Origin of the sequence: Pseudomonas sp. B14-6, from assembly GCF_013260315.1 — a bacterium.
Classification (GTDB): Bacteria; Pseudomonadota; Gammaproteobacteria; order Pseudomonadales; family Pseudomonadaceae; genus Aquipseudomonas; species Aquipseudomonas mandelii.
Window position 1 is genome coordinate 3,304,038 of sequence record NZ_CP053929.1, and the last position, 13,170, is coordinate 3,317,207.

The following is a 13,170-nucleotide window of genomic DNA, read 5'->3' on the forward strand; positions in this document are numbered from 1 at the left end:
TCTACCTCAGCTTCAGGGTGGCAAGGCCGACCAGTACGAGAATCACGGTGATGATCCAGAAACGGACGATCACACGCGGCTCGGGCCAGCCCTTGAGTTCAAAATGGTGGTGAATGGGTGCCATGCGAAACACACGGCGACCGGTCAGCTTGAAAGAAGCAACCTGGATAACCACGGACAGGGTTTCCATCACGAACACGCCGCCCATGATGAACAGGACGATTTCCTGACGGACGATCACCGCGATGGTGCCCAGGGCCGCGCCCAGCGCCAGCGCGCCGACGTCGCCCATGAAGACCTGCGCCGGATAGGTGTTGAACCAGAGGAAACCGAGGCCCGCACCGATCAAGGCACCGCAGAACACGATCAACTCACCGGCGCCCGGCACATACGGAATCAGCAGGTATTCAGCGAATTTCACGTTACCGGACAGGTAGCAGAAGATGCCAAGACCGCCGCCGACCATCACCGTCGGCATGATCGCCAGACCGTCGAGGCCGTCGGTCAGGTTGACCGCGTTGCTCGAGCCGACAATCACGAAATAGGTCAGAACGACGAAGCCTATGCCCAGCGGAATGCTGTAGTCCTTGAGCATCGGCAGGATCAGGGTCGTTTCCACCGGCGTCGCAGCGGTCATATAAAGGAAGATCGCCGCGCCCAGGCCGAACACGGACTGCCAGAAATATTTCCAGCGGCTCGGAAGGCCTTTGGAGTTTTTCTCGATCACTTTGCGATAGTCATCGACCCAGCCGATAGCGCCGAACAGCAACGTCACCAGCAACACGGTCCAGACATAACGGTTGCTCAGGTCAGCCCAGAGCAAGGTGCTGACGCCGATGGACGACAGGATCAGTGCACCGCCCATCGTCGGGGTGCCCGACTTGGACAAGTGCGATTGTGGACCGTCGTGGCGAACGGATTGACCGATCTGACGGTTCTGCAAAGTGCGGATCATCCACGGGCCATAGCACAGGGACAAAACCAGCGCGGTCAGCACACCGAGGATCCCGCGCAGGGTCAGGTACTGAAAGACCGCGAAGCCTTTGTAGAACTGTTGCAGATACTCCGCTAGCAGCAGCAGCATTAATGTTTCTCCGGACTGGACCCGCACAAAGCGGCGACGATGTTTTCCATCGCAGCGCTGCGCGAGCCCTTGATCAAAATGGTGGTGTTTGTGTCTTGCTCGGCGCCCAGGGCCTTGATCAGCTCAGCCTGAGTGCTGAAGTGAAAGGCCTGTGGACCGAAAGCGTTCACGGCGTGAGCCATCAGTGGCCCAACGGCGTAAAGCGCGGATACCTTGCCGCGGGCGTACTCGCCCACATCGCGGTGCCCCTGCTCTGCCCAATCGCCCAGTTCGCCAATATCTCCGAGCACCAGAACGGTGCGGCCGGAAAAGCCGGCGAGTATATCAACGGCGGCGCACATGGAGGTGGGGTTCGCGTTGTACGTGTCATCGATCACGCGCATGCCATTGCTGGCCAGTTGCGCGACGGTGCGGCCCTTGACCGGTTGCACCGCGCCGAGGCCGGTGGCGATGCCGAACAGCGACACGCCCAAGGCGTGTGCGGCAGCGGCGGCGGCCATGGCATTGGTAACGTTATGAGTGCCGAGCAGGTTCAGTTGAACGCGCTCCACACCTTCAGGACTGTGCAGGTTGAAGGCCGGGCAACCGCGCGCATCGCGATCCAGGTCGCTGGCATAGAAGTCGGCGCTTGGGTTGTTCAGGGCGAACGTCAGGACTTTGCGACCGGCCGCACGGGCCTTCCAGATGCCGAACGCCTTGTCGTCAAGATTGAGCACCGCGACGCCATCGGCCTCCAGCCCTTCAATGATCTCGCCCTTGGCTTCAACGATTTTTTCCGGCCCGCCAAACTCGCCGACGTGGGCGGTCCCGGCGTTGTTGAGCACGGCCACGTGCGGCTTGGTCATGCCGACGGTGTAGGCAATTTCGCCAAGACGCGAAGCACCGAGTTCGATGACGGCCGAGGTATGTTCCGGCGCGAGTTCGAGCAGGGTCAGCGGAACGCCGAGGTCGTTGTTCAGGTTGCCACGGGTCGCCAGGACCGGACCGCGCGTGCGCAGGATGCTGGCGAGCATTTCCTTGACCGTGGTTTTGCCGCTGGAACCGGTGATCGCCGCGACCGGGTTAGTAAACGCGGCACGGTTCATCGCGCCCAGTTGGCCCAACGCCTGGCGGGTGTCCTTGACCAGCAATTGCGGCAGCGCGCTGTCGGCGACTTCGCGCTCGACCAGAGCGGCAACCGCGCCTTTGCTGGCGACGTCGTTCAAATAGTCATGACCGTCGAAGCGCGGACCGGTCAGGGCAATAAACAGTTGGCCCGGTTTGATCGCGCGGCTGTCGATGCTGACGCCATCGAACGTGGCATCAGCCGCGATCAATCGTGCATTCAGTGCGCCAGTCAGCTCACTCAGTTTCAACGCTTTAAGCATGAGCCACCTCCCATGCGGTCAGGGCGTGATCGGCCTCGACCAGATCGGAGAAAGCGTGACGCTCGCCGTTGATTTCCTGATAGTCCTCGTGGCCTTTACCGGCCAGGACAATCACGTCATCCGCCGAAGCACTGGCGATCAACTGGGCAATCGCCTGCCCACGGCCAGCGACAAAGGTGACTTTATCCACAGCGGTGAAACCGGCGCGGATGTCATCGAAAATCAACGAAGGATCTTCGGTGCGAGGGTTGTCATCGGTGACCAGCACGCCGTCGGCCAGACGTTCGACCACTTCGGCCATCAGCGGACGCTTGCCGCGATCGCGATCGCCGCCACAGCCAAACAGGCACAACAAACGGCCTTTGGCGTGTGGACGCAGGGCCATCAAGACCTTTTCCAACGCGTCCGGGGTGTGGGCGTAATCGACCACCACCAGCGGCTGAGTGCCGCCGCCCAAGCGCTGCATGCGACCGGCCGGGCCTTCGAGTTTCGGCAGGACCTTGAGGATTTCGTCCAGCGCGTAGTCCAGGCCGAGCAAGGCGCCGACGGCAGCCAGCACGTTGCTCAGGTTGAAACGACCGAGCAAGGTGCTGCGCAAATGGTGTTCGCCCTGCGGCGTGACCAGCGTGGCGCGCACGCCTTCGTCATCGAACTGCGCTTCACGGCAATACAGGTAAGCGCTGGCATCTTCCAGGCTGTAGGTAATCAGGCGCGACTCACGTTTGTCCGCAGCCAGTTGGCGGCCGAACTCGTCGTCGAGATTGATCACCCGGCACTTCAAATCGTTCCAGGCAAACAGCTTGGCCTTGGCTTCGCCGTAGGCTTGCATGGTGCCGTGGTAATCGAGGTGATCGCGGGACAGGTTGGTCATCACCGCCACATCGAATGCCAGCGCGGTCACGCGGCCTTGGTCCAGGCCGTGGGAAGACACTTCCATGGCGACGGCTTTGGCGCCGGCCTTTTTCAGGTCAGCCATGGTCGCTTGCACGGCGATCGGGTTCGGCGTGGTGTGCAGGCCACTTTCCAGTGCACCGTAGAAGCCGGTACCCAGGGTGCCGACAATGCCGCAATGCTGGCCGAGCAAATCCAGGGCTTGTGCAACCAATTGCGTGACGCTGGTTTTGCCGTTGGTGCCGGTCACGCCGACCAGGTTCAGGTGCCGGCTCGGGTCGCCATAAAAGCGACCGGCGATGTCCGACAGCTGCGCCGCCAGGCCTTTGACCGGAATCAGCGGCACGTCGGTGATCGGCAAAACGGTAGCGCCTTCGACTTCGTAAGCCACGGCAGCAGCACCGCGTTGCAAGGCATCGGCGATGTGCGCGCGCCCGTCGAGCTTGCCGCCAGGAACAGCGAGAAACAGATCGCCAGCCCGCACGTTACGGCTGTCCAGGGTCAGCTCGCGGATCAACAGATCGCGGCCGGCGTGGGCGAAAATCTTGTTCAGGCTCAAAGACATTAGCCGCGCCCTCCATTGGCTTTCAGTGGAACGACCGGTGTGGCGTTAGCGGTTTGCGTCGGTGGCAGGTTGTCCGGAGTGATGTTCATCAGGCGCAGCGTCCCGGACATCACTTTGCTGAACACCGGGGCCGATACCAGACCACCGTAGTAACCGGCTTTGGTCGGTTCATCGATCACCACCACGATTGCATAGCGCGGATCGCTCATCGGGCCGAAGCCGGCGAACAGCGAGCGGTAGGAATTCTCGGCGTAGCCTTTGGTGCCCACCGACGTCTTGCGCGCAGTACCCGACTTGCCGCCCACGTGATACGCCGGCACTTGCGCACGGAATACACCGCGCGGGGCTTCGATCACCTGGGTCAGCATGGTCTGCATGGTTTTCGCGACGGCTTCCGGCAGCACTTGCGTGGTTTGCGCTGGTTTGTCGGTTTTGATCAGGGTCAGCGGTGCGAGACGACCGTTGTTGGCCAGGGCCGAGAAGGCGTGGACCAGCTGGATCGCGGTCACGGAAATACCGTAGCCGTAGGACAGCGTGGCGGTTTCAGCCTTGCGCCATTCGCGGTAGTTCGGCAGGTTGCCGACGCGTTCGCCCGGGAAGCCGAGACCGGTGTCCTGGCCGAGGCCGACTTTCTGCGCGAGGCGGAAGATGGTTTCGCCGCCGATATCGAACGCGACCTTACTCATGCCGACGTTACTGGAGTTGATCAGGATGCCGGTCAGGTCAAGCACCGGGCCTTCGGACTTGGAGACGTCCTTGATGGTGTATTTACCAATCTGCAAAGTGCCCGGGTACACCTCGACGGTGTCGCTCGGTTTCCAGCGCCCGGTTTCGATCGCGGCACTCATGGAAATAGCTTTCATGGTCGAACCCGGTTCGAACACGTCGATCATGGCGCGGTTGCGCATCATCGCCGGTTGCAGGTTGCGACGGTTGTTCGGGTTGTAGGTCGGCTGGTTGACCATGGCGAGGATCTCACCGGTCTTCACGTCCATGATCACCAGGCTGCCGGCCTTGGCACCGTTCTCGATGATCGCGTTACGCAGCTCGCGGTTGGCCAGGTATTGCAGACGCAGGTCAATGGACAACGCCAAGGGCTTGCCGGCCTTGGCGTTTTTGGTGACCTGGACATCCTTGATAAGTCGGCCACGCCGATCCTTGATGACCTGTCGCTTGCCGGGGACGCCGGCCAGCCATTCGTCGTAGGCCAGTTCGACCCCTTCACGACCGTGGTCATCGATGTCGGTAAAGCCGACCATGTGTGCGGTGACTTCACCGGCCGGGTAGAAACGCCGGAACTCTTCGATGCCGTAGACACCCGGCACTTTCAGGTCGAGCACGGACTGGCCTTGCTCGGGAGTCAGCCCGCGCACCAGGTAGATGAATTCTTTGTTGGCCTGGGCTTCGAGACGTTCGGCCAGGGCTTTAGGGTCTTGGCCCAGCGCGGCCGCCAGGGCTGGCCATTTCTCTTTGGCCAGCTGCATTTCCTTGGCGTTCGCCCACAGTGTGGTGACCGGGGTACTCACGGCCAATGGCTCGCCGTTACGGTCGGTGATCAGACCACGGTGAGCCGGAATCGGAATGTGACGAACGCTGCGCGCATCGCCCTGACCTTTAAGGAAGGCACGGTCGACGACTTGCAGGTCGATGATGCGCCAGCAAATCGCCGCGACCATGATGCCGAGCAAGCCCAGCACCAGGCGGAAACGCCATGGGAACAGTGCGCCTTCGAGTTTCATCATGGCGCCACCATCTGCACTTCAGCGGCGCCGGGAATGCGCATCTTCAGTTGCTCGGTGGCCAGCACTTCGATACGGCTGTGCGCAGTCCAGGTGCTCTGCTCGAGAATCAACCGGCCCCACTCCGCCTGCGCCTTGTCGCGCACGCTCAACTCGGCGTACAGCGAGTTCAGCAACTGACGGTTCCAGTGGGCGCTGTACGACACGCCGATGGCCGACACGAGCACGCCAATAAACAGCAGCAGCATGAAAAAGCTTCCGCCGGGAAGAGGCTTGGCGAAAAGCTTGCTCACCGCAGCTTCTCCGCGACGCGCATGACAGCGCTCCGGGAACGTGGGTTGGCTTTGAGTTCGGCCTCGGAGGCGGACTGCGCTTTGCCATGGATTTTGATGATCGGTTCGAACGCGACGTGACGGACCGGCAGGTTGCGCGGCAGGTTGTCGGCTTCGCCTTTTACCAGCTTGCGCATGAACAGTTTGACGATGCGGTCTTCCAGCGAGTGGAAGCTGATGACGACCAGACGGCCGCCGATCTCCAGGCAGTCCAGCGCGGCTTCGAGGCCGGCTTCCAGGTCGCCCAGTTCGTTGTTGACGTGAATACGCAGGCCCTGGAACGCACGGGTGGCAGGGTTCTTGCCCTTTTCCCATGCCGGGTTGGCGACTTTCAGGACTTCAGCCAGGTCGGCCGTGCGCTCGAACGGCTTGATGTCGCGACGCTCGGCCACGGCACGGGCCATGCGGCCGGAGAAACGCTCTTCGCCGTATTCCTTGAATACGCGGGCGATCTCTTCCACCGGTGCGGTGTTGACGAATTCGGCAGCGCTGATCCCGCGGGACGGGTCCATGCGCATGTCCAGCGGGCCATCATTGAGGAAACTGAAGCCGCGCTCAGGGTCGTCGAGCTGTGGCGAAGACACGCCCAGGTCGAGCAACACGCCGCTGACCTTGCCGTGCAGGCCACGTTCGGCCACTTCCGAACCCAGCTCGGCAAAGCTGCGTTGCACAACGACAAAGCGGCCGTCTTCGGCCGCTAGCGTTTGCCCGGTGGCAATCGCTTGAGGATCTTTGTCGAATCCGAGCACCCGACCATCGGGGCCGAGCTGGCTGAGGATCAACCGACTGTGCCCGCCGCGCCCGAACGTACCGTCCAGATAGCAGCCATCAGGACGTACGGCGAGAGCCTCCACGGCTTCGTCAAGCAGTACGGTGATGTGGTTAAAGCCGCTATCAATAGTCACAGGATCAAATCACGCAGTTCATCAGGCATGGCGCCCGGTTGTTGAATAGCAGCCAGGTCAGCGGCAGAAACCGCATCCCAGGCATCCTCGTCCCACAATTGGAACTTGTTCAGTTGGCCTACCAACATCGCGCGCTTATCCAACCTGGCATATTCACGAAGACGCGGCGGAACCAGAAAACGACCACTGCCATCGAGCTCGAGGTCGACGGCATTACCAATCAGCAAACGTTGCAGGCGGCGGTTCTCTTCGCGAAGCGAAGGCAGTGCGCGCAGTTTGGTTTCGATAATTTCCCACTCATCGAGGGGTAAACACACAAACACGGATCAACGGCATCAATTGTGACGATCAGTTGACCGGAACTACGCGAAACGAGCTCGTCACGGTACCGGCTCGGCATAGCGAGACGGCCCTTTGCGTCGAGACTGATAGCGTTAGCTCCGCGAAACACGTCAGCGTTTCTCCAAATATTAGCGTTTTACGCTCAAAAAACCCACTTCATGCCACTTTCCGCCACTTGCGCACACTATAGGAATGCGGCCACCGCACCGTCAAGGCGCGGTTTAAAGGAAAAGCCTTACAGAACTGAGATTTAGGAGGGTAAACGGAGGGGTAACGACAATCTGACGGCTGAATTTGCCCAATAACTTGAATCAGCACAGAAGGCTGCGTTCGAAAGTTAAAGTAGTTTGTTAAGAGTAAGATTTTTTCGGTATTACGAAAGTGTTCTGGCAACGATTCTGGAAGGAGGGAAAATGCTACTACCAGCGCCCTGCTTAAATGATTAAAGCAGGGAGGAGAAAAAGGTGGAGAGTCGATCTGTAAGCCGGGTTCTGTCTTGAACAGTCATTCGTCTACGATGGCCATCACTGGACATCTTTAGCAACCTACCCGGTCCCAGCGCGGGCCACGCCTTGGGACCCTATTTGGTCTTGCTCCAAGTGGGGTTTACCTAGCCACGAACTGTTGCCAGACGTGCGGTGCGCTCTTACCGCACCTTTTCACCCTTACCGGCGCCGAAGCGCTTAGGCGGTTATTTTCTGTGGCACTTTCCGTAGGCTCACGCCTCCCAGGCATTACCTGGCACTTCGCCCTATGGAGCCCGGACTTTCCTCCCCCCCTAATTTTCATAGAGGGCAGCGACTGTCCAATCGACTCTCCGCCGCGAAGGTTAACGGCAGAGCGGCCGAAGAACAAGCGCTAAACGCCTTCGGCTGCTCCTGCGCGTCGGGTTTTTACTCGCCCTTCTGTTTATCCAGCGCCACCTGATAGAGCACATTCTTGCGCTCACCGGTAATTTGCGCCGCCAATGCCGCAGCACGTTTGAGCGGCATCTCTTCAAGCAACAGATTGAGGATGCGCATGGCCTCACTGCTGACCGCGTCCTCGGTCTCGGGCACAGACCAGCCCGCCACCAACACCACACACTCGCCACGCTGCTGATTGCTGTCCGACTCGACGAACTCACGCAGCTCGGCCAGCGGCAGGCCTTTGAGGGTTTCGAAGGTTTTGGTGATTTCACGGGCCAACAACGCCGGACGTTCAGGACCGAACACCAGCTCCATGTCTTGCAGGCACTCAAGGATGCGATGCGGCGCCTCATAGAAAATCAGTGTGCGCGGCTCTTCCTTGACCAGTTCAAGACGAGCACGACGACCAACGGCCTTGGCCGGCAGGAAGCCTTCGAAAATGAAACGGTCCGACGGCAGCCCCGCCGCCGACAATGCCGCGATCAATGCACAGGCACCCGGAACCGGCACCACATTGATCCCGGCGGCACGAGCCTGACGCACCAGGTGATAACCCGGATCGGAAATCAGCGGCGTGCCAGCATCGGAGATCAGCGCCACATCATCCCCCGCCAGCAATCGCGTGATAAAGCGGCTACCCTCGTCGCGCTCGTTGTGCTCATGGCACGCGGCCAGCGGCGTGGGAATGCCGAAATGCTGCATCAGGCGCTGTGAGTGACGGGTGTCTTCGGCGGCAATCAACGCGACGTCGCGCAGGATCTTCAGCGCACGCGCACTGATGTCGTCCAGGTTGCCGATGGGCGTCGCCACCACATAAAGCGAGCCAGCAGCGGAATTCAAAGCACCTGGAGCAGTCAAAGCGCACACCTCATGATCGGTAAAAGGCGACATTGTAGCGCGTAGCGGCGCTTGCGATCGCCCCGCCCTCCTCGGGTTTTTCAGGCGTTTGTGCAGCGCTGCAACATTTGTACGAGCTAAATTGATCGATTCACGCCAGTAACATCGCGCCCCGGCCAGTGCTTGGGTACAATTCCACGCTAATTTGATCGAGTATCAGGAACACTACATGATCGCTTGCCTGCGGCTGTTCACTGCCCTCTGCCTCGCTGCCTTGCTGGCGGCTTGCGCCAGCTCGCCCTCCTCCAGCCTTGGCGAACTTCCACGGACCCCTGACGCCAGTATCGAGCAGCTGCTCGAACAGGCCGCTCAAAGCAAGGACCCGGAAAAAGCTGCGTTGCTGCGCCTGAGCGCGGCCGACCTGGCCTATCGTCAGGGCAATGCCGGCCAGTCCGCGCAAATCCTGCAACAGGTTCCGGTGGAACAACTCAAGCCAGGCCAACAGGTCTTCGCCAGCACCCTGGCGGCTGAACTGGCCATGGCGCGCAATCAGCCCAAGGCAGCGTTGACTGCCTTGAGCCATCCGAGCCTGCAACGCCTGAGCGAGTTGCCGGTCGAGCAACAGGTTCGCACCGGCACTGTCCATGCTCGCGCCCTTGAGGCCGACGGACAGACGCTGGCCGCCGCACGGGAGCGCATTTTCATCGCACCCATGCTCGAAGGTGAAGCCGCCGCCAAAAACCACGAAGCGATCTGGACCCTGATCGCCTCGCTGCCAACCGATCAACTGCAGCCCACCACCAATGATGACCTCGGCGGCTGGATGGGCCTGGCACTGGCGGTGAAAACCGCCGGAACCCTGGAACAGCAGCAAGCCGCGATTGACAACTGGCGCGCCCAGAACCCTAAGCACCCGGCTGCCATTCAGTTGCCTCTGCCACTGACCAAGCTCAAGGAACTGGCCAGCCAGCCCCTGAGCAAGATCGCCCTGCTGCTGCCGCAAGACGGCCCGCTGGCGTCGGTCGGCAAAGCACTGCGCGAAGGTTTCATGGCTGCTCACTACCAGGCTCAACAAGCCGGGCAGAAGCCGCCTGCCATTGAGTTCTATGACAGCTCGAAACTGACTTCGATGGACGAGTTCTATCGCAAGGCCCAGGCCGATGGCGTGCAATTGGTGGTCGGTCCGCTGGAAAAACCACTGGTCAAACAGCTTAGTGCTCGCCCGCAGCTGCCGATCACCACCCTGGCGCTGAACTACAGCGAAGGTGAACAAGGTCCGGCCCAACTGTTCCAGTTTGGTCTGGCCGCTGAAGACGAAGCCCGTGAAGTGTCTCGTCGTGCTCGCGCCGACGGCCTGCATCGCGCCGCCATCATGGTGCCGAAAGGCGAATGGGGCGATCGCGTGTTGCGCGCATTCAGCCAGGACTGGCAAGCCAACGGCGGCAGCATTGTCGCGACCGAGCGCGTTGACCAACCGGTTCAACTGGCCCAGCAGATTGCCGACATGTTCCAGCTGCGCCAGAGCGAAGGTCGCGCCAAGAGCCTGCAAAGCACCGTCGGCTCGCAGATAGCAGCCCAGCCTTCGCGCCGCCAGGACATCGAGTTCATCTTCCTGGCTGCCACTCCGCAACAGGCCCAGCAGATCAAACCGACCTTGAACTTCCAGTACGCGGGCGATGTGCCGGTTTACGCCACCTCCCACGTGTTCAGTGCCAGCGGCGACGTGAACCAGTACAACGACATGAACGGCATCCGCTTCTGCGAAACCCCGTGGTTGCTGGACGCCAATGATCCGCTGCGCAAACAGGTCACCGCACAATGGCCGCAAGCCGCCGGCAGCCTCGGCCGCCTCTACGCAATGGGCGTTGACGCCTATCGCCTGGCACCGCGACTGGGGCAACTCAAGGCACTGCCGGACAGCCGTATTGAAGGTCAGTCGGGCAGCCTGGGCATGACTCAAAACCAGCGCGTGGTGCGCCAGTTGCCTTGGGCACAGTTCGTCAGCGGTCAGGTTCAACGCCTGCCGGATACCTCACGCTGATGCCTGACAGGTCACGCCAGCAAAGCGGTAAAGATGCCGAGCGCCATGCGCTCGAGCATCTTCAACAGCAAGGTCTGCGCCTGCTGGCGCAGAACTGGTTGTGTAAACGCGGCGAGCTTGATCTGGTCATGCTTGATGGCGATACAGTAGTATTCGTTGAAGTCCGCTATAGAAAAAACACCCAGTGGGGTGGAGCGCTCGACAGCATCGATGGGCGCAAACGGCAGAAACTGATTTTCGCCGCGCAGTATTTTCTTCAGCGCGAGTCGCGTTGGGCCAATTCCCCCTGCCGCTTCGACGTGGTTGCCATCGACAGCAACCTCGATCAGTTGAACTGGTTGCAGAATGCCTTCGATAGCTGATCGCCTGCGCCCCGAAGCGCACACCTTTACCCAACACTTTTGCTCTTTGCTTTGCGGGCTGCACATTCATGTGCCGAGTAGCCGCGCTAATTAAGGTCACACAGATGGACATGCAATCCCGAATTCGCCAGCTTTTTCAGGCCAGTATCGACACCAAGCAAATGGCGATGGACGTACTTGCACCGCACATCGAGCAAGCCAGCCAGGTAATGGTCAACGCCCTGCTCAATGAGGGCAAAATGCTTTCCTGCGGCAACGGTGGCTCCGCCGGTGATGCCCAGCACTTTTCGTCCGAGCTGCTCAACCGCTTCGAGCGCGAACGTCCGAGCCTGCCCGCCATTGCGCTGACCACCGACAGCTCGACGATCACCTCGATCGCCAATGACTACAGCTACAACGAAATTTTCTCCAAACAGATCCGTGCACTGGGCCAACCGGGTGACGTATTGCTGGCGATTTCCACCAGCGGTAACTCGGCGAACATTATTCAAGCGATCCAGGCCGCACATGATCGCGAAATGATTGTCGTAGCATTGACTGGTCGCGATGGCGGCGGCATGGCGTCGTTGCTATTACCCGAGGACGTCGAGATTCGCGTACCGGCCAACGTCACCGCACGTATTCAGGAAGTCCACCTGCTGGCGATCCATTGCCTTTGCGATTTGATCGACAGCCAACTGTTCGGGAGTGAAGAATGACCCCTAATCGCCTAGGCCTTCTGGCCTTGACCCTCTGCCTCGGCATCAGCGGCTGCACTTCGGTGGTTAAAGCCAGCCGTGAAGCCCCCATTGAAGATGACCGCGGTACGCGCACCTTCGGCAGCAAGATCGATGACTCCCTGATCGACACCAAGGTCGGCGTGAACGTCGCCAAGGCCGATCCTGCCCTGGACAACGATTCGCACATCGTCGTCACCAGTTTCAACGGCGTCGTGCTGCTCGCCGGGCAAACACCGACTGCCGAGCTCAAGGCCAAGGCCGAACAGGCTGCCGCCGCGGTCCAGCGCGTGAAGAAGGTGCATAACGAACTGCAGGTCCTGCCGCCCTCCGGTTTCCTTGCCCGTCAGAACGACACCTGGCTGACCTCCAAGATCAAAACCCAGATGCTCACCGACCCGAACATCCCGGGTTCGCGCATCAAGGTCGTCACCGAGAACGGTATCGTTTATCTGCTGGGCCTGCTGACCAAGCAGGAAGCGGCGCAGGCTACCAATCTGGTGCAAAGCGTTTCAGGCGTGCAGAAGATTGTGAAGTTGTTTGAGTACATTGACTGATATGGCTTATCGGCGATGGTGCTCTTAAAGACGCCTTCGCCGGCAAGCCTGGCGCCTACATGAAGTAAAAAAGGGTGATCCTTGCGGATCACCCTTTTTTTATTTCACCACTTTCAAACTGGGTCGACCGCTGGGACGCGGTGGTTCGCTGTCGGGCGGCGGAATGTCATCATCCGGCTCGATATCTTCCACGTCTTCCATAGGCGATTCCAGATCGAACACCATACCCTGGCCATTCTCCCGGGCGTAAATGCCCAGGATCGATGCGATAGGCACGTACAGAGTGTGCGGCACCCCACCGAAGCGCCCTTCGAAGCTGACCGCTTCGTTGTCCATGTGCAGATGACGCACGGCAGCCGGCGATACGTTCAGGACAATCTGTCCGTCACTGGCAAAACCCTGAGGCACCTGCACCGATGGATACTCGGAATTGACCAGCATGTGCGGGGTGCAATCGTTGTCCACAATCCACTCATAGAGCGCGCGGACCAGATAAGGTCGACTGGAGTTCATAGCGGCTCCTT

General features: G+C 60.3%; 12 protein-coding genes, 1 other RNA gene and 1 pseudogene. 4 read left to right on the plus strand and 10 right to left on the minus strand.

The genetic code is table 11. The features are described 5' to 3' along the window. Position 1: 1 nt before the first annotated feature. From mraY to rsmI, 9 genes and pseudogenes are all read right to left on the minus strand, one after another. Entirely contained in the window at positions 2–1,084 is a 1,083-nt protein-coding gene (gene mraY / locus HP062_RS15045) for a phospho-N-acetylmuramoyl-pentapeptide-transferase (protein ID WP_010458126.1), read from the minus strand. After that, positions 1,084–2,451 carry a UDP-N-acetylmuramoyl-tripeptide--D-alanyl-D-alanine ligase gene (murF, locus tag HP062_RS15050; RefSeq protein WP_172791628.1) on the minus strand — a complete coding sequence of 456 codons (1,368 nt, stop codon included), beginning with the start codon at positions 2,449–2,451 and terminating at the stop codon, positions 1,084–1,086. The genes mraY and murF overlap by 1 nt, the downstream gene beginning before the upstream one ends. Next, complete coding sequence (locus HP062_RS15055; RefSeq protein ID WP_010458130.1) at positions 2,444–3,907, minus strand: UDP-N-acetylmuramoyl-L-alanyl-D-glutamate--2,6-diaminopimelate ligase; 1,464 nt, start codon at positions 3,905–3,907, stop codon at positions 2,444–2,446. The genes murF and HP062_RS15055 overlap by 8 nt, the downstream gene beginning before the upstream one ends. Then, complete coding sequence (locus tag HP062_RS15060) at positions 3,907–5,646, minus strand: penicillin-binding protein 2 (RefSeq protein ID WP_169857918.1); 1,740 nt, start codon at positions 5,644–5,646, stop codon at positions 3,907–3,909. Before HP062_RS15060 ends, HP062_RS15055 begins: the two co-directional genes overlap by 1 nt. After that, on the minus strand, positions 5,646–5,939 hold the full coding sequence (gene ftsL, locus HP062_RS15065) for a cell division protein FtsL (RefSeq protein ID WP_010458132.1): 294 nt from the start codon (positions 5,937–5,939) through the stop codon (positions 5,646–5,648). The genes HP062_RS15060 and ftsL overlap by 1 nt, the downstream gene beginning before the upstream one ends. Further along, positions 5,936–6,883: a 16S rRNA (cytosine(1402)-N(4))-methyltransferase RsmH gene (gene rsmH, locus HP062_RS15070; RefSeq protein ID WP_010458133.1), complete on the minus strand. Its 948-nt coding sequence runs from the start codon at positions 6,881–6,883 to the stop codon at positions 5,936–5,938. The genes ftsL and rsmH overlap by 4 nt, the downstream gene beginning before the upstream one ends. Beyond that, positions 6,880–7,334, minus strand: a pseudogene (gene mraZ / locus HP062_RS15075) (division/cell wall cluster transcriptional repressor MraZ). The gene rsmH and the pseudogene mraZ overlap by 4 nt, the downstream one beginning before the upstream one ends. Before the next feature lie 355 nt (positions 7,335–7,689). Continuing rightward, positions 7,690–8,042, minus strand: an RNA gene (gene rnpB / locus HP062_RS15080) — RNase P RNA component class A. 76 nt (positions 8,043–8,118) lie between these two features. Then, on the minus strand, positions 8,119–9,024 hold the full coding sequence (gene rsmI / locus HP062_RS15085; protein WP_167362276.1) for a 16S rRNA (cytidine(1402)-2'-O)-methyltransferase: 906 nt from the start codon (positions 9,022–9,024) through the stop codon (positions 8,119–8,121). Between the two features lie 175 nt (positions 9,025–9,199). Between rsmI and HP062_RS15090 the strand changes: the two genes are divergently transcribed. The 4 genes from HP062_RS15090 (at position 9,200) to HP062_RS15105 (ending at position 12,646) form a co-directional block, all read left to right on the plus strand. Beyond that, positions 9,200–11,011 carry a penicillin-binding protein activator gene (locus HP062_RS15090; protein WP_077748995.1) on the plus strand — a complete coding sequence of 604 codons (1,812 nt, stop codon included), beginning with the start codon at positions 9,200–9,202 and terminating at the stop codon, positions 11,009–11,011. Further along, the gene (locus HP062_RS15095; protein WP_007904371.1) at positions 11,011–11,373 is read left to right on the plus strand and encodes a YraN family protein; all 363 of its coding nucleotides are present in this window, start codon (positions 11,011–11,013) and stop codon (positions 11,371–11,373) included. Before HP062_RS15090 ends, HP062_RS15095 begins: the two co-directional genes overlap by 1 nt. A gap of 104 nt (positions 11,374–11,477) precedes the next feature. After that, positions 11,478–12,071: a phosphoheptose isomerase gene (locus tag HP062_RS15100; protein ID WP_008025961.1), complete on the plus strand. Its 594-nt coding sequence runs from the start codon at positions 11,478–11,480 to the stop codon at positions 12,069–12,071. Beyond that, on the plus strand, positions 12,068–12,646 hold the full coding sequence (locus HP062_RS15105) for a BON domain-containing protein (protein WP_010458144.1): 579 nt from the start codon (positions 12,068–12,070) through the stop codon (positions 12,644–12,646). The genes HP062_RS15100 and HP062_RS15105 overlap by 4 nt, the downstream gene beginning before the upstream one ends. A gap of 99 nt (positions 12,647–12,745) precedes the next feature. On the opposite strand, the gene HP062_RS15110 is transcribed toward HP062_RS15105, so the two are convergent. Further along, positions 12,746–13,159 carry a ClpXP protease specificity-enhancing factor gene (locus HP062_RS15110; RefSeq protein WP_010458147.1) on the minus strand — a complete coding sequence of 138 codons (414 nt, stop codon included), beginning with the start codon at positions 13,157–13,159 and terminating at the stop codon, positions 12,746–12,748. Between the last annotated feature and the right edge of the window lie 11 nt (positions 13,160–13,170).